15 protein-coding genes are annotated in these 17,325 nt (G+C 69.1%); 3 read left to right on the forward strand and 12 right to left on the reverse strand.

Annotation, left to right across the window (positions count from 1 at the left end; all coding sequences use genetic code 11):
* Nucleotides 1–10: 10 nt before the first annotated feature.
* The 7 genes from VT85_RS17385 to VT85_RS17420 form a co-directional block, all read right to left on the reverse strand.
* Nucleotides 11–556 carry a DUF2721 domain-containing protein gene (locus VT85_RS17385; RefSeq protein ID WP_068418075.1) on the reverse strand — a complete coding sequence of 182 codons (546 nt, stop codon included), beginning with the start codon at nt 554–556 and terminating at the stop codon, nt 11–13.
* A 38-nt stretch (nt 557–594) separates the two neighbouring features.
* On the reverse strand, nt 595–1,440 hold the full coding sequence (locus VT85_RS17390; RefSeq protein WP_068418078.1) for a sugar phosphate isomerase/epimerase family protein: 846 nt from the start codon (nt 1,438–1,440) through the stop codon (nt 595–597).
* 81 nt (nt 1,441–1,521) lie between these two features.
* Nucleotides 1,522–2,670, reverse strand: coding sequence for a Gfo/Idh/MocA family protein (locus tag VT85_RS17395; RefSeq protein ID WP_068418081.1), 1,149 nt, complete (start codon nt 2,668–2,670; stop codon nt 1,522–1,524).
* Between the two features lie 67 nt (nt 2,671–2,737).
* Complete coding sequence (locus tag VT85_RS17400) at nt 2,738–3,796, reverse strand: sugar phosphate isomerase/epimerase family protein (RefSeq protein ID WP_068418083.1); 1,059 nt, start codon at nt 3,794–3,796, stop codon at nt 2,738–2,740.
* A gap of 82 nt (nt 3,797–3,878) precedes the next feature.
* Complete coding sequence (locus VT85_RS17405; protein WP_068418086.1) at nt 3,879–4,490, reverse strand: hypothetical protein; 612 nt, start codon at nt 4,488–4,490, stop codon at nt 3,879–3,881.
* A 450-nt stretch (nt 4,491–4,940) separates the two neighbouring features.
* Nucleotides 4,941–6,176 (reverse strand): hypothetical protein, encoded by a 1,236-nt coding sequence (locus VT85_RS17415; protein ID WP_068418092.1) that lies wholly within the window; start codon nt 6,174–6,176, stop codon nt 4,941–4,943.
* Nucleotides 6,177–6,367: 191 nt separating this feature from the next.
* Complete coding sequence (locus tag VT85_RS17420; protein WP_068418096.1) at nt 6,368–7,366, reverse strand: GDP-mannose 4,6-dehydratase; 999 nt, start codon at nt 7,364–7,366, stop codon at nt 6,368–6,370.
* Between the two features lie 265 nt (nt 7,367–7,631).
* On the opposite strand from VT85_RS17420, the gene VT85_RS17425 reads away from it, so the two are divergent.
* From VT85_RS17425 to VT85_RS17435, 3 genes are all read left to right on the forward strand, one after another.
* Nucleotides 7,632–11,078: an MFS transporter gene (locus tag VT85_RS17425; RefSeq protein WP_082858689.1), complete on the forward strand. Its 3,447-nt coding sequence runs from the start codon at nt 7,632–7,634 to the stop codon at nt 11,076–11,078.
* A gap of 151 nt (nt 11,079–11,229) precedes the next feature.
* Nucleotides 11,230–12,315, forward strand: a complete 1,086-nt coding sequence (locus VT85_RS17430) for a DUF937 domain-containing protein (protein ID WP_068418099.1) — start codon at nt 11,230–11,232, stop codon at nt 12,313–12,315.
* Nucleotides 12,316–12,397: 82 nt separating this feature from the next.
* The gene (locus VT85_RS17435) at nt 12,398–13,237 is read left to right on the forward strand and encodes a phosphohydrolase (protein ID WP_068418102.1); all 840 of its coding nucleotides are present in this window, start codon (nt 12,398–12,400) and stop codon (nt 13,235–13,237) included.
* A 19-nt stretch (nt 13,238–13,256) separates the two neighbouring features.
* Here the strand turns inward: VT85_RS17435 and VT85_RS17440 are convergent, their stop codons facing one another.
* The 5 genes from VT85_RS17440 to VT85_RS17460 form a co-directional block, all read right to left on the reverse strand.
* On the reverse strand, nt 13,257–14,213 hold the full coding sequence (locus VT85_RS17440; protein ID WP_068418104.1) for a DUF1559 domain-containing protein: 957 nt from the start codon (nt 14,211–14,213) through the stop codon (nt 13,257–13,259).
* A gap of 107 nt (nt 14,214–14,320) precedes the next feature.
* Complete coding sequence (locus VT85_RS17445; RefSeq protein WP_068418106.1) at nt 14,321–14,788, reverse strand: hypothetical protein; 468 nt, start codon at nt 14,786–14,788, stop codon at nt 14,321–14,323.
* A gap of 26 nt (nt 14,789–14,814) precedes the next feature.
* Nucleotides 14,815–16,302 carry a hypothetical protein gene (locus tag VT85_RS17450; RefSeq protein WP_068418109.1) on the reverse strand — a complete coding sequence of 496 codons (1,488 nt, stop codon included), beginning with the start codon at nt 16,300–16,302 and terminating at the stop codon, nt 14,815–14,817.
* The gene (locus VT85_RS17455) at nt 16,299–16,817 is read right to left on the reverse strand and encodes a hypothetical protein (protein ID WP_156512923.1); all 519 of its coding nucleotides are present in this window, start codon (nt 16,815–16,817) and stop codon (nt 16,299–16,301) included. Before VT85_RS17455 ends, VT85_RS17450 begins: the two co-directional genes overlap by 4 nt.
* Complete coding sequence (locus tag VT85_RS17460; RefSeq protein ID WP_068418115.1) at nt 16,787–17,293, reverse strand: RNA polymerase sigma factor; 507 nt, start codon at nt 17,291–17,293, stop codon at nt 16,787–16,789. The genes VT85_RS17455 and VT85_RS17460 overlap by 31 nt, the downstream gene beginning before the upstream one ends.
* Nucleotides 17,294–17,325: the final 32 nt, after the last annotated feature.

Consider the following 17,325-nt stretch of genomic DNA (forward strand, 5'->3'; position numbering starts at 1 on the left):
CGGTCGATCCTCATCGACGCAACGGGGGCGGCGTGGCGACTTCGGTCGCCGGCGCCGCCCCGCTCGCGCGCTGGTATCGGAGCTTCTGGTAGAACAGGATCTCCAGCCGGTTGTTCCGAAGCGCGACGTTCGCCTCGCGGATGAGCTGGACGCAGCCCGCCAGCATCAACCCCACGCCCAGGATCGCGAGGGTCGTGGGGACGACCAGGAGCCACCCTCCCAGCAGGGCGTTCACCGCCAGGGACAGGCTCGTGCCGACGTACAGCGCCATCGCCAGGTAGAGCAGCGTGAGGGTCTTCCGGATCAGGTCGCTCCGCACGACCATCCGGTCGAGCTGGACCGCGACGTGCTCCAGCCGATCGTCCACGAAATCGACCGCCCTGGCGCCCCGGCCCAGCTCGTCCCCCTCCAGGTTGAGCTGACGGATCCGGTCGACGATCCGCGACATGCGGTTCGAGGTCGAGATGATCAACGACCCCGTCGCCGTCATGAACAGCGCGGGGGTGATCATCGCCGAGAGGGTGGCGTAGGTTTCCGAGGGTGTGACGGCGGGCATGGGGGTCGGACTCGATCGGCCGGGTCGTCAGGGGAACGTCAAGCGATGCTCTTCTTGATGAAGGCCAGGCCCTCGCGGCAGAGGCCCTCGGCGTCTGAGAAAAGCGGGCGCCAGACGCGGGTCGCGGCGGCGAGGGCCGGCAGCGCCTGGCCGAAGGCCTCGATGGTGAGGTAGCCGTCGTAGTTCGACTGCTCCAGCCCCTCGAAGAACGAGCCCCAGGCGACCTGGCCGGTGCCGGGCGTGCCGCGGTCGTTCTCGGAGACGTGGACGTGGATCGTCTCCTCCGCGGCCGACCGGATCGCGGCGGCCTGGTCCTTCTCCTCGATGTGGGCGTGGAAGCTGTCGTACATCATGCGGAACGACGGGTGGTCAACGGCCCGGACGAGCGCCTCGGCCTGTTTGCCGGTGGTCAGGAAGTAGTTCTCGAAGCGGTTCAGGTACTCGACGGCGATCCGGATGCCGCGGGCCTGGGCCTTCTCGGCGACCTTCTGCATGGTGTCGACGCCGCGTTTGAACTCCTCCTCCGTGGGGCCGGTCCCGGAGAAGTGGCCGATCGTGGAGTGGATCGGGCCGCAGAGGATCTCGCAGCCGAAGTGCTGGCCGCACTCCAGCACGCGGTCGAGGTAGGCGACGGCCGCGTCGCGCGACTTCGCGTCGGCGGAGATGGGGTTGATGTCGGTCGACCCCATCACCGTGACGGCCGTGGCCGACAGGCCCAGCGACTTCAGCCGCCCGCCCAGGCGCTCGTAGGCGGCCAGGTCCTCGGTGTTGAAGATCGGGACCTCCACGGCGTCGAAGCCGATCTCCTTGATCGACTCCAGGACGCGGTCCTGGGCCTCGGTGACGTGGTCGGTCCAGAGCAGGAGGTTCATGCCGGTCTTCATGGGGACGGTCCTCGGGCTGGAGGCGAGGGAAGGGGGAGCCGCCGGCGCGAAGGCCGGCGGCGGGTCGGGCCGGTCGGGGCGTCAGACGGGGACGACCGTCTCCCACTTCTTGTGCTCGGCCGAGTCCAGGACGGCGTCGCAGACGGCCTGGGTGGCGAGGGCGTCGCGGAAGGTCGGCGGGGTCGACTTGCCGGCGGCCAGGTTCTCCAGGAAGTCGGCGACCTGGTGCACGAAGGTGTGCTCATAGCCGATCTGGAGGCCCGGCACCCACCAGTGCTTCATGTAGGGCTGGTCGCCGTCGGTGACGTGGATCGAGCGCCAGCCGCGGACCACCGAGTCGTCGCCGTGGTCGAAGTACTCGAGCCGGTGCAGGTCGTGGAGGTCCCAGCGGATCGAGGCCTTCTCGCCGTTGATCTCGAAGGTGTAGAGGGCCTTGTGCCCCCGCGCGTAGCGGGTGGACTCGAAGAGGCCGAGCGAGCCGTTGTCGAACCGGCACATGAAGGCGCAAGCGTCGTCGATGCCGACGGGCTCGACCTTGCCCGTGAGGTTGTGCTTGCGCTCCTTGATGAACGTCTCGGTCATGGCCGAGACCGATTCGATGTGGCCGTTGAGCCAGAGCGCCGTGTCGATGCAGTGGGCGAGGAGGTCGCCGGTGACGCCCGAGCCGGCCGCGGCGGCGTCGAGCCGCCAGAGCCCCGCCCCCCCCTGGGGGAGATCGGTGGAGATGGTCCAGTCCTGGAGGAACTGGGCGCGGTAGTGGAAGATCCGGCCCAGCCGCCCCTCCTCGATCAGCTTCTTGGCCAGGGAGACGGCCGGGACGCGACGGTAGTTGTACCAGACGGTGTTGACGACTCCGGCCTTCTCGACCGCGTCGACCATCGCCTGGCCCTGGACCAGGTCCATCGCCAGCGGCTTCTCGCAGAGGATCATCTTGCCGGCCTCGGCGGCGGCGATGGCGATCTCGGCGTGGGTGTTGTTGGGGGTGCAGATGTCGATCGCGTCGATATCCTTGCGCTCGACGAGCTTCCGCCAGTCGGTCTCGACCGATTCGTACCCCCAGTTGTCGGCGAAGGCCTGGGCCGCGGCCTTGTCGCGTCCGCAGACCGCCTTCAGGACGGGGCGATACTTGAGGTCGAAGAAGTCGTTGACCCGCTTGTAGGCGTTGGAATGGGTCCGGCCCATGAAGCCGTAGCCGACGAGGCCGATGTTCAGATTCTTCTTCTCGGACATGGAGGAATCCACCTGTGTACTTGTGCGGGGGCGTGTGCGGGAGCGGCGAGACGCGGCGAGTCGGCCGTCACTCGCTCCAGCCGTGGGCGTCGCGGACCTGGATCATCGCGGCGAGGACGTCGTTCCAGGTCTGGGGCTTCATCATGACGGCGTTGGGGAACATGCAGCCGTCCCAGCAGATGTGGCGGAACTTGCGGGTCGGCCGGCCGGTCTCGTCGCGGAGCCAGAAGCCGGCGTGGTGGGGGATGTCGAGCTTCCCGTTCGGGTCGGTCGCCAGGCAGTGGCGGCCGGTGTGGTCGTGCGAGCCCGAGCCGAAGACGGTCGCGTCGTTCTGGGCGACGTGGAAATCGATCGTCCAGGGGCGCAGGGCGTCGGTCAACGTGCGGAGAGCGTCGTCGAGGACCGCCTTATCCTTCCAGTCATAGCCCGCCGGGAGGATCCGGTCCTCGGGGGCGTTCTCGCCCAGGGTGTAGAGGAGGGTGTGAGCCATGTCGGCCTGGAACCCGACGAGGTCGGGCTCGCCGACCCGTTCGAGCAGGTCGACCATCTTCCGCCAGGAGTGCATGCCCCCCCAGCAGATCTCCCCCTCGGCGGCGAGCTTCTCGCCGTGGTCCTTGGCGATGGCGGCGGCCTGCTTGAAGGTCTCGGCGATCTTCTTCTGGCTCCCTTCCGGGTCGGCCGACCAGGCCTCGGGGCTGCAGGCCGAGTCGAACCGGACGACGCCGTGGGGGCGGACGCCCAGCTCGCGGAGCTTGCTGGCGATCCGGCAGCCCTTGCGGACCTGTTCCAGGAACTTCTTCCGCCCTTCGCCCTCGTCCATCGCCGAGCCGCCGCCGGTGGGGGGCCAGACCGGGGCGACCACGGATCCGATCGCCAGGCCGCGGCTCGAAGCCTTGTCGGCCAGGACCTTGATCTGGTCCTCGGTCGAGTCGATGTCGACGTGGGGGGCGAACAGGAACAGGTCGAAGCCGTCGAACTTGACCCCGTCGACCTCGGCGGCGGCGGTCAGGTCGAGCATGACGTCGAGGTCGATGCAGGGATCGTCCCCTTCGCCCCCCTTGCCGACCACGCCGGGCCAGGCGGCGTTGTGGAGCTTGGGGAACTCGTGCGTATGGCTGGCGGTCATGGGGAGCACCTCGCGCGTCGATTCGTCTGGGAAATTCGGGTCCGGTCGGGGGAGGAGCCGGTGGGGCGCGACGCCGTCACCGTCACCATCGGAGGTACGGGTCGATCAGGGTCTCGTGGAGGAGCCGGTCGACCTTGCGGACGCGACGGATTCCGAAGAATCCGATCGCGCCCGTCGTGAGAGTTTCGAGGCCTTCGAAGTAGAGATCGCCGGTGCCGTCGGCGTATTCGAACCGCGACGTATCGGCGATCATCCCGGGGATCAGCGAGAAGCTGGCGAGCCCGCCGTCGCGGCGGTCGTATCGGCCGATGATGACGCGCTGGTCGGTCAGGGCGTAGACCGTCCTGGCGAGCGTCCAGCGCCGGGCCAGCCACCCCCCGGCCCGCCGGAGCACGTCCAGCGCGATCAGGCCGCCGATCAGAGCCGGGGCCAGGCCGAAACCGATGAGGACGCTCGCGGGCGTGACCACGTTCGCCTGGAACACGCCGAGCATCGCGGCCAGCGAGACCCCCGAAAGGGCGGTCAGCACGGTCACGAACATCAAGGGGACGACCCGGACCCGACGCATCGGCGGCAGGGAGGGCCGCTCGGTCCAGAGGAGCGTCTCCCCGGGCGACAGCTCGGCCTCGAACTCGACGCCTTCGCCGATCGGATCGTCGAAGTCGTCCGGGTCGCTCCAACCTGGGTGTTCCATCGCGGGGAGGCCCTCGGGACGGTTGCGGGGCGGATGTGGGATCAGAGCTAGACCTCGGACGGGATCTTCAGTTCGGTCGACCGGGAAGCCGGGTCGCCGGCCTCCCGACGGACCGCGGCGAGTCGGCGATACTCCTTGGCGGCTCCAAGGTTCCGGCCGAGCCGGACGAGTTCGACCTGGGATTCCGGGACGTGCTCGTCATGTCGGATCGAGCTTGCGTTTCGACCCGCGCGATCGACCGTTCGACGTCGCCGCCGGCGGCCGCCCGCGAGGGGCTGAAGACCACGAGGGCCGAGACGAGGCCCCCGGGCGCGAGGACGATCACGACGGCGAGCGGGGTCCGGTCCGGGAGCATTGCGAAGGGCCCGGGGCGTCCCGGAACCCCGGCGCCGCCGCAGCATGGCGGTCGGCCCGAGGTCGGATCCGGGAGGGGATCCCCGGCCCGCGAGTTTAGCCGACCTTGAGGTGGTCGCCCACCTTCGGCAGCGTGGAATGCGCGTCGGGGCCGAAATACCGGAGGCTGACGAGCGGCTCGCTGCCGGTGTTCTTGAAGGTCACGCCCTCGCCGGCCCGCTTGTGGGTGACGAAGACCTCGTCCTGGGTGATCTCGCCGAACCGGATGAAGTTCGGGCTGTCGACGGCGAGATTGCCGATCGTCCCGCTCCCCTGCACCACGATCAGGCCGTAGGCGCCGGGGTCCTTGATGGTGGCCGAGCGGCCCGGCAGGACGGTCAGCTCGCAGGCGCTGAAGACCTGCTTGCCGGCGACCGTGCCGTAGACGATCCACTTGTCGAAGTAGCCGTCCTGCTCCGAGCCGGACCGGACGATCGGTTCGAGGTAGTGGTTGGCCTTGAACTCGGGGTCGACGTTCTGCTCCCAGTCGAGCTGCTCGACGAGGTAGTCGAGGTCCTGGTGGTGCTCCTTGGGGACGTCCTTGACGAGCAAGTCCCAGGGGACGCGGCGGCCCTCGACGAGCGACTGGTACATACCGAAGACGTCGGAGCCCCACTGGGGCTCATAGGTCACCAGCGAGCCGGGGGCGTGGAGCACGTCGGGGGGGACGAGCCAGCCGGTGCCGGGCTTGAGCCGGTAGGCCTTGGAGAGGTCCAGGATGCCGTTGTCGCCCTTGTTCCAGTTTTCCAGGCAGCGGCGGACGTCTTCCTTCTTGGTCCCCGGCTCCAGGCCGAAGAACGTGTACGGGAAGTTGTTGCCGGTCCAGTTGAGCTGGGGGGGGAAGTAGTAGCTCTCGGGCTTCCCTTCCAGGCCGATCAGTTCGGCCTGCTCCTGGCTCTGGTGCATGTGGTGGGGGATCGGCCCGAGGTTGTCGAAGAACTTGCTGTAGACGGGCCAGCGCTTGTACTTGCCGTTGATCGCCGAGCCGATCATCTCGTCGCCGTGGGCGCCGACGGCGTCGCGGAGGGTGAACTTGCCGCCGTCGTGGACTACGTAGCTCAGGCCCTCGTCGGGGGGGGCGCCCTCGTTGGCGGCGGCCGTGGTCGAGGCGAACCAGCGCTCGTCGATGCCGCCGCGGTGGGTGCCCAGCGCGTAGAGGTCCTCGCGCGACAGCTTCAGCCGCGCCCCCGGCATCAGGAAGGAACGGGGCACCCAGGTCGGGGCCAGCCGGAGGATTCCCTCGCCCGCGTCGAGGGCCGCGCGCGTGCGCGCGGCCACGTTCTGATCGCTCATCCAACCCTCATTCGTATCGAAGGGACCCGGGCGGACCCCGCCGGGGCCGTGACTGCTCCAACCGCCCCGCCTCTCGCACGGCGGGCCGAGTCGGTTGTAAGTCAAGCCGCCTCCCGACGCAAGCGCCGAGATGCGCCCGCCCGCGATTCGTCGCCTCGACCTCGGCGAGATCGCTTCGACCCTCCGCGTCGTTACTCCGCGATCGGCTCGGGCCGGGTCGTGGCGGTCGGGGCGTCGCGGAAGTAGTCGATGACCCCCTGGAGGATCTGGTCGAGCGACTTGCGGGGCTGGTAGCCGATGAGGGCGTGGATCTTCGAGATGTCCGGGACGCGCCGGGGCATGTCCTCGAAGCCGTCGCCGTAGGCCTGTTCATAAGGGATGCGGACGATCTCGGAATCCGAGTCGGTGAGGGCCCGCACCCGTTCGGCCAGGGCGAGGATGCTGATCTCCTCGGTCGAGCCGACGTTGAAGACCTCGCCGACGGCCTGGGGGTGGTCCATCAGGCCGACGAGGGCCGAGACGACGTCGCTGACGTCGGTGAAGCAGCGCGACTGCGCGCCGTCGCCGTGGATGGTGATCGGCCGGCCGGTCAACGCCTGCTTGACGAACGTGGGGACGACCATCCCGTACTGGCCGGTCTGGCGGGGGCCGACGGTGTTGAACAGGCGCACCAGGACCGTGGGGAGCTTGCGCTCCCGCCAGTAGGCCAGGGCCAGGAACTCGTCGATCGCCTTGGAGCAGGCGTAGCTCCACCTCCCCTTGCTGGTCGCGCCCAGGACGAGGTTGCCGTCCTCGCGGAACGGGACGTCCTCGCTCAGGCCGTAGACCTCGGAGGTGGAGGCCAGCAGGACTTTCTTCTTCTTCTTGTTGGCGGCGGCCAGGACGACCTCCGCGCCGTGGACGTTGGTCTCGATGGTTCGGACGGGGCTCTCGACGATGAGCTTGACGCCGACCGCCGCGGCCAGGTGGAAGACGACGTCGCATTGGTCGACCAGCTCCGCGACGGTGGCGGCGTGGTGGACGCTCTCGATGGTGTAATGGAACCTCGGCCGGGCGCGGAGGTGGCGGATGTTGTCGATGCTTCCCGTCGACAGGTCGTCGAGGACGAAGACCTCGTCGCCCCGATCCAGATAGGCGTCGGCCAGATGCGAGCCGATGAAGCCGGCGCCTCCGGTGATGAGCACGCGCATGGAAACCCGATCCCCCTTCGCCCCGCCTCGACGCGCCGCCCGCCGGTGATGCTCCCGGCCGCCCGCGACGCCCGAGACCAGCGTATCGCCCGAAGTTCCGCGAAGGAACACGCCAGCCCGGCGGGCGCGGCGGAAATCCGGGGTCGTCTGTCGCTTGAGAGCCGGACTTGATCATAATCCGGTCGTGAGGCATCCTCCGGTCTCGGGCGGGCGCTTGCCGCTTGATCCCCCTACTATCATGGACAATCGACCAGGAGTCGGGTTGATGGCTGACGCGGCGAACAGTCAGGGAACCCCAGGGCCGGAAATCGCGGCCGGGAGCCTGCGCCCGATCGGGGGCCTGCTGACGACCCAGTTCGTGGGCGCCTTCAACGACAACGCCTGGAAGCAGTTCGTGATCCTGCTGGCGATCGCGGCGGCGGCCAGCGAGAGCCAGGGCCAGGGACGTACGGCGCTCGCCCAGATCGTCCTCATGGTCCCGCTGATGGCGATCTCGCTGCCGGCCGGGGTCCTGGCGGATCGGGTCGGCAAGCGGTCGATCATCGTCTGGATGAAGGTCGCGGAGCTGGGGCTCATGGTCCTGGGGACGGCGGCGCTCGTGATGCAGCCGGCGGGGGGATGGCCCGTGCTGGCGATCCTCGGCCTGCTCGGCGTCCAGGCGGCGCTTTACAGTCCGGCCAAATACGGGATCTTGCCGGAGATCCTCCCGCATGCCGAGCTGTCGCGGGGCAACGGCCTGCTGGAGATGTACACGAACGTGGCGATCATCGGCGGGACGGTGGCCGCCGGCCCGTTGTTCGCGATGAGCGCCGGCCGGCCCTGGCTCGCCGGCCTCCCCCTGGTCTTGCTCTCGGGGATCGGCCTGCTGGCCTCCTTGCGGATCCCGACCGTCGCCCCGGCGCGTCGCGAAGGCGGGTTGTCCGAAACTCTGCGAATGGCCTTCGACGCGATCCGGGGCGATCGCGTGCTGCGACTGGCCGTGATCGGCCAGATCATCGTCTGGAGCATCGCCAGCCTGATCCCCGCGCCGGTCTTGCCGTACGCCCGCGTGGTGCTGCACCTGGACCCCTGGCTGGCGAATCTGCCGCTGGGGGCGCTCGGGATCGGGATCGGGGTCGGCTGCTATCTGGCGGGGAGCCTCTCCGGGAAGAACGTCGAGTACGGGCTGCTGCCGGTCGGGGCGCTGGGGATGTCGCTGAGCGCCCTGGGGTTCGCGACCTGGGGCCCGGGGCTGTACGGGATGATGCTGCTGCTGGGCCTGCTGGGGTTCTTCGCGGGGTTCCTGCTGGTGCCGCTGAACGCGGTGATCCAGTGGCGGGCGCCGGCGGACCGTCGCGGGGCGGTGATCGCGGCGACCAACGTGCTGGTCTACGGCGGAATGCTCGCGGGTTCGGTGCTGGCCCTGGGGCTGGCAGGGGCGGAGGTCTCCGGGAGGGGGATGTTCCTGCTCATCGGCCTGGGCCTGGGCGTCGGATTCTTCTGGGCGCTGACGTTGGTCCCGGAGGCGTTCCTCCGTTTCCTGATGCTGGGGCTGGCGAACACGATCTACCGCGTCCGGGTGGTCGGGGGCGAGCACATCCCTCGTGAAGGCCAGGCGCTCCTCGTGCCGAACCACGTCTCGTTCGTGGACGGGCTGTTCATCATGAGGGCGACCGATCGTCCGGTGCGGTTCGTCGTCTACGCGGAGTATTTCAAGAAGCCGATTTTGGGGCGGCTTCTGCGGGCCATGCGGGCGATCCCGATCTCGGCTTCCGGCGGCCCGCGGATGATCCTGCAAGCGTTCCGCGAGGCCGGCCGGGCGCTCGACGCGGGGGAGTTGGTCTGCATCTTTCCGGAAGGTCAGCTCTCGCGGACCGGCCTGATCGGCCCCTTCCAGCGAGGTCTCCAGCGGATCGTCAAGAACCGGACCACGCCGATCATCCCGGTCCACCTGGATCGGCTCTACGACAGCGTCTTCGCCCCGGTGAGCGGGCGTCGGCTGCCGGAGCGGATCCCGTTCCCGGCGACGGTCTCGGTCGGCGAGCCGCTGCCGCCGTCGGCGTCGCTCTTCGAGATGCGGCAGGCGATCAGGGACCTGGATTACGCGGCCGAGACCTACCGCAAGGCCGATTGTCGGCCGCTGCATCACGGGTTCATCCGTCAGGTCCGGCGCAACTTCGCCCGACTGGCGTTGGCGGACCTCCAGAAGCCGTCGCTCTCCTACGGAAAGACGCTGGCCGCGTCGCTGGCGATCGCGCATCGCCTGCGGCCGCGCTGGGAAGGCCAGGCGAACGTCGGCGTGATGCTGCCGGCGAGCATGGGGGCGGCGGTGATCAACATCGGGGCGGCCCTCGCCGGCAAGGCGGTGGTCAACCTGAACTTCACGGGCGGCCGCGCGGCGATGGAATCGGCCGCGAGGCAGGCGGGGCTCAAGACCCTCGTCGTCAGCCGCCAGTTCCTCCAGAAAGCCAAGCTGGAGGCCCCCCGCGGCCTGGAGTTGATCTACGCCGAGGACGAGATGGCGGCGATCGGCCGGATGGACAAGCTGAAGGCGATGGCGATGGCGATGCTGGCGCCGATCCGGGCGATGGAGCGATACGCGGGGGCCTCGCGGCCGGTCGCGCTCGATGACCCGGCGACGATCATCTTCAGCAGTGGGAGCACCGGCGAGCCCAAGGGAGTCGTGCTGTCGCACTACAACATCGTGGCGGAGATCGAGGCGATCCGCCGGATGTATCGCGTGCTCCCCAACGACCGGCTGGCCGCGATCCTGCCGTTCTTCCATTCGTTCGGGTACACGATGTTCTGGTTCGCGAACTCGACCGGGATGGGCTCCGTATTCCACCCCACTCCGCTCGACGCCCTGGCGGTCGGGACCCTCGTCGAGCGGTTCTCGGTCACGGTTTTGATGGCGACGCCGACGTTCCTGAACCTCTACGTCAGGCGCTGCGCCCCGGGGCAGTTCGGCTCGCTCCGGCTGGTCCTGGCCGGCGCCGAGCGGCTGCCGGAATCGCTCAGCCTGGCGTTCGAGGAGGCCTTCGGGATCCGGCCGATGGAAGGGTACGGGGTGACCGAGTGCTCCCCGGTGGTGTCGGTCAACTGCTTCGACTACCGCGCGCCAGGCTCGTTCCAGCCCGGTTCGCGACGAGGATACGTCGGCCAGCCGATCCCCGGCGTGACGATCCGGATCGTCTCGCCGACGACCTATGAGCCGCTCGGCGCGAACACCGAGGGCCTGGTCTTCATCAAGGGCCCGAACGTGATGGCGGGGTACCTGGGCCGCGACGACCTGACCCGGCAAGCCTTCGTCGACGGCTGGTACAACAGCGGCGACCTCGGGATGCTCAGCGAGGACGGGTTCCTGAAGATCACGGGCCGGCTCTCGCGGTTCTCGAAGATCGGCGGCGAGATGGTCCCCCACGGGCGGGTGGAGGAGGCCCTCCAGGACGCCGCGAAGGCGGATTCGCAGCTGTTCGCCGTCACGGCCGTTGGCGACGAGAAGAAGGGGGAGAAGCTCGCCGTGCTCACCACCCTGGACGACGGCCGGGTCGACGAGGCGCTCCGGAGGCTCGCCGAGATGGGCCTCCCCAACCTGTTCATCCCGCGTCGCGACCACATCTTCAAGGTCCCGGCGATCCCCATGCTGGGGAGCGGCAAGCTCGACCTCCGCGCCGTCCACAAGCTGGCCGAGGACTGCCTGGCCGCACGGGAGCCCGCCGGCTCGCGTGGGTGATCCAATCCAGCCGCGCACGTCCCCAACCTCGGCGAATTCCCGAAATCGCGCCCTTGAAATCAAGGTGTGATTGCGTAAGAACCGTCTGGTATCCGTTCAAATTTGCGGAGACGAACGACGACCGCCCAATCCTCGAAGCCCGGAGCGAATCATGGCGAGCATCATCGACGTGATCAAGGACCAGCTCAGCGGCGACATGCTTGGGAAGATGAGTTCCGCGATCGGCGAATCCGAGGCCAAGACGCGATCCGCGGCCGGGGCCGCCGTTCCCTCGGTGCTGGCCCTGCTCGCCAACGAGGTGCTCAGCGGCAAGGGGGCGGGCGCCGTCCTGGAGACGCTCAAGAAATACGCGGGGGGCGACGAGACCGCGACCCTGAGGTCGCCCGGAGCCCACGCGCCCGGCGAGACGCCCTCGGCGGGAAGCGACGTCCTCGGCTCGCTGCTCGGCCCGAATTTCTCCACGCTGATCAACATCCTGTCCAAGTTCTCCGGCGTCGGCCTCTCGGCCGTGAAGACGCTTTTGAGCCACCTCGGGCCGATCATCCTGGGCGCCGTCGCCGCCCAGATGAAATCCAGGGGGGGGCTGAATCCTTCGAGCCTCACCAGCTTTTTCGCGGCGGAGAAGGCGAACATCACCAAGGCCCTTCCCGCCGGCCTCTCGCTCGGCGACTTCCCCTCGATCCCCGGCGTGCCGACGTCGGTTCACAGGCGCGAGGCGCAAGGGTCGAGCATCCCCGGCTGGATCCTGCCAGCCCTGGCCCTCGGCCTGATCGGACTCGCGACGTGGTACTTCATGTCGGGTCCCTTCAAGACGCCCCAGACCGATGTCGTTCCGCTACCGAAGCCCACCGAAGCCGCCCCCGCGGTCGTCGCCGAAGCGGAAAAACCGGCGCTCCCCGAGGTCACTCTCCCGCCCCCCACGGCCGACGAGGTCTCGATGCGCCTGAACGACGTCTACGGCGAGGCGACCCGGTACCTGACCGACGTCAAGGACGCCGCCGGAGCCGAGACCGCCCTGCCGGCCCTCTCGGGCCTGCAGTCCCAGCTCGACGGCGTGAAGTCCCTGTGGGAGAAGCTCCCCGTGGAGGCCAGAAAGACCGTCGTGGAGGCGACCGCCACGGCCTCGGCCGCCTTCAAGTCCCTCGTGGACAAGGCGATGGAGATCCCCGGAGTCGGCGAGAAATTGAAGCCCGTGCTCGACGCCCTGGTCGCCAAGATGGGCGAATTCACCGCTTGATCCCCGTCCATCCCGGATCGACGCCTCCCCGTCCGCCTCGTTTGCTGGGGCGGCGCGGGGCGATCTGGTAGAATCCTCGATCATGCACGACAAATTCAAGAAGCCGTTCCGGGTCGCCGCCGCCACCGTGCGGCTCCGCAGGCAGATCGCCCTGGAAGCCGCCCGACGCCTGCTGGACGCGTTCGACGTCGCCAGGACCGAGCCCATCCCGCTCGACCGGCTTGAGGCCGCGACCGAGGCCGATTTCTACGCGGCCAAGCGAAAGGCCGCCGCCGTCCTCGGCCATCGCATCCGTCCCGGAGACCTCCCCTCCGACGACGAAGTCCGCGAGCAACTGGTCATCCTCCAGAAACAGCGGGTCGAGGACGAGGAGGAGGGAGATGGCGAATTCGAGGCCGAGCCTCCCGAACCCGACCACGACGAGCCGGTCGCCGCGCTCTCGGAATCGATCGACCGGTTCGCCGTCTACCGGCTACGGTTGCTCCCCCTGGAGGCCGTGAAGCAGAATCCCGAGACCCATCCGGAGGGCGACGCGCTCTACCACAGCCTCCAGGTGTTCCACCACGCCCGCGAGGCCCGGCCCTATGACGAGGAGTTCCTCCTGGCCGCCCTGCTCCACGACGTCGGCAAGGCGATCGACGTGCGCGAGCCCGTCGCCGCGGCGGTCGACGGACTCCGCGGGGCCGTCACCGACCGCACGCTCTGGCTCATCGCCCACAGCAGGGACCTCGCCCCCGACCGATACCGCGCGCTGGGGGTCAAGCAGCGCCGGGAGATCGAGGAGTCGGACTATCGCGACGACCTGAAACTCCTCCGCGAGTGCGACGACGCCGGGCGGGTCCCCGGCGCGGCCGTGGAATCGCTGGAAGAGGCGCTCGACTACCTCCGTAAACTCGAGACCGAGGAGTATCTCGACCTCTGACCTACGGCGGATCCCAGCGTCAGTCGTCGCCCGGATTGACGACCTCCCCGCCGGCGCGGGTGAGGAGCTTGAGCAGCGTGGCCGGGTTCATGCTCTGGCGGAAGAACACGACCGAACCGTCGCCCAACGTCGCCGAAGCCCCCCCGATGTGGCGGGTCAGCAAGGCTTTCGGGTCGATCGTCGCCGGGACGTCCCAGTCGTCGGGTCTGGTCCAGACGACGGCCTGATCGGCCGGGGTCTCCAGGATCATGATCGTGGTGGCGGTCCCGTCGGTGATCTCCTTGATGGCCACGCCGACCTTGCCGGGGAAGAGGGTGTAGGTCTCTCGCGGCGTCTTGTAGACCGTCATCCCCGGAGCCGGCGCCCCGCCTCGTCGCGAAGGACACGTGAAAACCTGGGGCATCCGCTCGATCAGCGTCTTGTTGTGGGGAGAGTCCCAGGGCTCGTCCTGATGGAACTCCTTGAAGAGGTCGCCTTGATCCACGAACGGCAGGATCGCCACCCGCCAGCTCAGGAGGGGCTTGCCGTTCGCATCGACTGAGTACGCGGGCGGGAAGGTCCCATGCGTGGCCTCGTAATTGTGCATGGCCAGTCCCAACACCATCAGGTTGTCGACGCATCGGGCCCGCAGATACGTCTCGGCGACCGGCTCGATGACGGCCCGGGCCCACTGGACGCCGGCCCGGCCGGAGAGATCGATCACGATCCGACGGCCCTCGACGCGGGGCCGAAGCTCGTCCGCGAGGAGCTTGATCCGCGGCACGAAGTCCGCGATCCTCGACGACGAGCCGATCAACCGGACCGCGCGCTCGCCCAGACTCTTCAGAGCGTCCGCCGACGCGGCGTCGGACGCCTGGCCGACGACTCGGACCATCGGCGAAGGCGTGGGCTCGACCGAGACCGCGACCCATTCGAGGCCCCGGGTGAGGACGCTCGTCGAGCCGCCCCCCAACTCTTCGGGGAGCCTGGGCGTCATCTCGTCGACGGCTCGTCGCAGCCCGGGAGGCGGGGCGGCCACGGCGACGACGGCGGCGTCGCCCGCCGCCCCCAGCCCGGCGATCAGGTCGGGCCGAGTGACGGGTTTCAGGCTTCGGGCCCGCTCCAGCAGGGCGTCGTCGCCGGCCAGGACCGCGCCCCGGATCGAGGCGCAGGTCGTCCAGGCCCTCGGCCCCCCGTCGACGGCCCGCCGCAGAGCAAGGCCCCGATCGCCTGCGCGTCCGCGCCGTCCTCGATCGGCACGAGCGCAGTGGGCGGCGGGGTCGGGCCGGGCGGAAGGTCGTCCAGGGTCGCGACAAGGTACAATTCGCGAGCCCCGGCCTTCCGGAGCGCCTCGACCCAGGGGCCGAGCCGGTTCTCCAAGAGGGCGGCCTCGCCGAGGCCCCCGAGGAATTCGTCGACCTTGACCCGATCCAGTTTGATCCGGCAAACCGCCGTCGCCTGGTCGTCCAGAAACGTTGCGACCACTTCGTCCGGCGTTGCGGCCGAGACCGACGCGGAGGCAGTCGTCGCCGCCAGAGTCAGGGCCAGGACGGCCCCCATTCGATAGCTCATCTCGGGCTCCATTCCTTGGGGTGAAGTCAGGGGGCGGCCTGACGAGGAGCCTTGCGGAACCGGTATCGCAAGGTCAGGAAGCTCGCGTATTCCAGGTCGGCGGGGGGAAGGCTGGTCACGACGGCCTCATCCCCCGCGATTCGGTAGTCGAACGGCCGGCCGCTCATCGGGTCGGGGAGGGCCGGGGCCTCGGACAGTTCGTCGAGGCTCGCCGGCAAGGCCCCGTCGTGAGAGGAAGCGTAGAGGCGAATCGCCTCGACGAGCTGCAAGAGCGCGAGGCGTCGCTCAAGCCTGGCGACGGCCGCGTGGGTGCTGCGCGAGGCGGAGATCAGGTCCGCGAACGGGATCCCGGACGATCTCGGCGGGCTCTGCCCGCTCGCGTCGGCCTTCTCCTTCGCTCCGAGCCAGAGGGGCAGGAACATCCACTTGAGATCCTCGTCCCGGCGGAACTGGAAGTCGCGATAGGATGCGATCCCGACGACCTGGATCATGGGCATGGCGTCGAGGCGTTCCTCCGGGAATCCGGTCTCCCTCAACAGCCGCCTCGCTCCGGGATACGCCCGAGCGATCCGGACGACCTGCGAGGCGTGCTCGGGGAGGTCCTGAAGCGAAGGCCGCGACGGCGGACTGGACAGGCGGGGCCGACCATCAATGAGCATGCCGAGCTTGCCCGCGACCTGGTCCGAGAAAGCTCGTGCGGTCTCGATCGACCAGACGTCGGATTCGAGCCGAGCGAGCATCGGAAACTCGCGATCCAGCATGGCGCTCTCGGACTCCGTCGGAGCGGCCAGATCCATGAGCGGCCGGGGGAGCGAGGCCAGCGCCCAGTAGAGGCTCGGGCATGTCGGCCGCTGCACCAGCCCGTCCATCACGTCGAGCATCTGATTCGCGGCGGCGACGGCGATGAGCGTCTGGATGTAACTCTCGCTACGCCCCAGGTCGCGGGCCAGGGCCAGGCCCGTCTTCACCCCCTGGAGCGACTCCTCGATCCTCCCTTCCTCCAGGTCGAGGCGGGCCTTGAGAGCGATCCAGCGGGCGAGCCCGCGCGCCTCCTGCAGGTCGCCCAGCAGGAGCAGGAATCCCTCGCTCCGACGTCGAAAGCCCCAGTCGCAGGTTTCGCGGAGGGTCCCCAGCCGAGCCTCCTCGAGGGCGGTCGCCCGCCGTTCCACGAGGGTCCTCACGTCTTCGCGAGGGAACTGGTCCGAGGGGAGCGCCAGCCAGTCCGAGACGGACTGTTCGGCCGAGCCTCCGGAGGGGTCCGGCTTCTTCAGGGCGAGCAGCTCTTCGCGATAGCGGACCCCGATCAACGACTCGATCGCACGGTGATAAAAAACCGCGGCGTCGCCTGCGATCTGCTCCTCGCGCTTCGGAAGGAGGCTGAGCCGCAGAGCGGGCGCCGGCGGCTTCACAGGCCGGATCTCGAACGTCTTCTGGTCGGCCGGTGGAGCTTCCTCGCCCCTTCCGGTCGACGTCAGCGTCAGCAGGACGCTGAGGAGCAGGACCCCTCGATTCATAGCGGACCTCCCAGGCTGGAGAACAGTTCCTCGTCTCGACCATCAAGCGCCTTCAACGTGCGGATCGGGTCTTCGGGCAGCGGGCCGAGTCGCGCCGATGCGGCGAGAATCGGCGGCTCGGAAAGGGCCTCGAGGCCCTGCCGATCGATACGGCGACGCGGCCTCAGAGGCTGGCCGACGCCCTCGGCCTGGGGATTGGGAGGCCGCCTCGTCAGGATCACGACGGGCTCGTCGGCCTCGACCGCCCGCCGGGTCGGCGCGGCGACCGAAACGACCCGATCGACGGCGAGCCCGGCCGGCCTTCTCCCGGTGGAGATGAACTGTCCGACCGCGAGGACGGCCAGGGCCGCGGCGACGGCCGGCCAGCCCCACGCGCGTCGTCGATCGTTCAGGGCGGAGCGACGGCCCGCCTCGAACATCAGGCGATCGCGATCGAGCAGGTTGCGCGACGGGGCGAGGGCGGCGAGCGAGTGTTCGAAAGGCGTCAACTCGGGTTGGTTCGGGCTCGGTTGCATGTCACCCCCAGGCGTTCTCTCAGAGACTCCAGGCCGCGTTTGTAGAGGCGATGGGCCGCGCTGGAAGAAGTGCCGGACGCCCCGGCGATCTGGGCGAACGTCAGCCCGCCCCAGAGGTGGGCGACGATCACCTCCCGCTCCTCGATCGGCAAGGACTCCAGGGCGTGCCGGGCCTCGTCCGCGTCGATCCCGCCGGGGCCGTCTCCGACGGGCGAGGCGAACCACGCGACGGTGCTCGACCCGGCTTGCGTCTCATGCCTGCGCCTTCGTCCGGCGGCGATCGACGCGTCGACGGCCAGATTACGGACGACCCGGAACAGCCAGGCCGCCGGGTTCTCGGGCTCGCGGTCGAGGACGCTGAGCCGCAGAAAGGCCTCCTGTACGGCGTCCTCGGGCGAGTCGCAGAGCTGCCGCGCGAACAGCGTCAGCGCGTCGGCGTGGCGGTCCAGCAGTCGTCCGATCGCTTCAGGGTCCATCGCGTCCTCGACTCGCCGTCCGGTTCGCCGAC

Source organism: Planctomyces sp. SH-PL62 (assembly GCF_001610895.1).
Lineage (GTDB): Bacteria > Planctomycetota > Planctomycetia > Isosphaerales > Isosphaeraceae > Paludisphaera.

Excerpts from the sequence above, each read along its gene's own strand:
- VT85_RS17385 (WP_068418075.1), bottom strand. The coding sequence starts at position 556 with ATGCCCGCCGTCACACCCTCGGAAACCTACGCCACCCTCTCGGCGATG.
- VT85_RS17390 (WP_068418078.1), bottom strand. The coding sequence starts at position 1,440 with ATGAAGACCGGCATGAACCTCCTGCTCTGGACCGACCACGTCACCGAG.
- VT85_RS17395 (WP_068418081.1), bottom strand. The coding sequence starts at position 2,670 with ATGTCCGAGAAGAAGAATCTGAACATCGGCCTCGTCGGCTACGGCTTC.
- VT85_RS17400 (WP_068418083.1), bottom strand. The coding sequence starts at position 3,796 with ATGACCGCCAGCCATACGCACGAGTTCCCCAAGCTCCACAACGCCGCC.
- VT85_RS17405 (WP_068418086.1), bottom strand. The coding sequence starts at position 4,490 with ATGGAACACCCAGGTTGGAGCGACCCGGACGACTTCGACGATCCGATC.
- VT85_RS17415 (WP_068418092.1), bottom strand. The coding sequence starts at position 6,176 with ATGAGCGATCAGAACGTGGCCGCGCGCACGCGCGCGGCCCTCGACGCG.
- VT85_RS17420 (WP_068418096.1), bottom strand. The coding sequence starts at position 7,366 with ATGCGCGTGCTCATCACCGGAGGCGCCGGCTTCATCGGCTCGCATCTG.
- VT85_RS17425 (WP_082858689.1), top strand. The coding sequence starts at position 7,632 with ATGGCTGACGCGGCGAACAGTCAGGGAACCCCAGGGCCGGAAATCGCG.
- VT85_RS17430 (WP_068418099.1), top strand. The coding sequence starts at position 11,230 with ATGGCGAGCATCATCGACGTGATCAAGGACCAGCTCAGCGGCGACATG.
- VT85_RS17435 (WP_068418102.1), top strand. The coding sequence starts at position 12,398 with ATGCACGACAAATTCAAGAAGCCGTTCCGGGTCGCCGCCGCCACCGTG.
- VT85_RS17440 (WP_068418104.1), bottom strand. The coding sequence starts at position 14,213 with ATGACGCCCAGGCTCCCCGAAGAGTTGGGGGGCGGCTCGACGAGCGTC.
- VT85_RS17445 (WP_068418106.1), bottom strand. The coding sequence starts at position 14,788 with ATGAGCTATCGAATGGGGGCCGTCCTGGCCCTGACTCTGGCGGCGACG.
- VT85_RS17450 (WP_068418109.1), bottom strand. The coding sequence starts at position 16,302 with ATGAATCGAGGGGTCCTGCTCCTCAGCGTCCTGCTGACGCTGACGTCG.
- VT85_RS17455 (WP_156512923.1), bottom strand. The coding sequence starts at position 16,817 with ATGCAACCGAGCCCGAACCAACCCGAGTTGACGCCTTTCGAACACTCG.
- VT85_RS17460 (WP_068418115.1), bottom strand. The coding sequence starts at position 17,293 with ATGGACCCTGAAGCGATCGGACGACTGCTGGACCGCCACGCCGACGCG.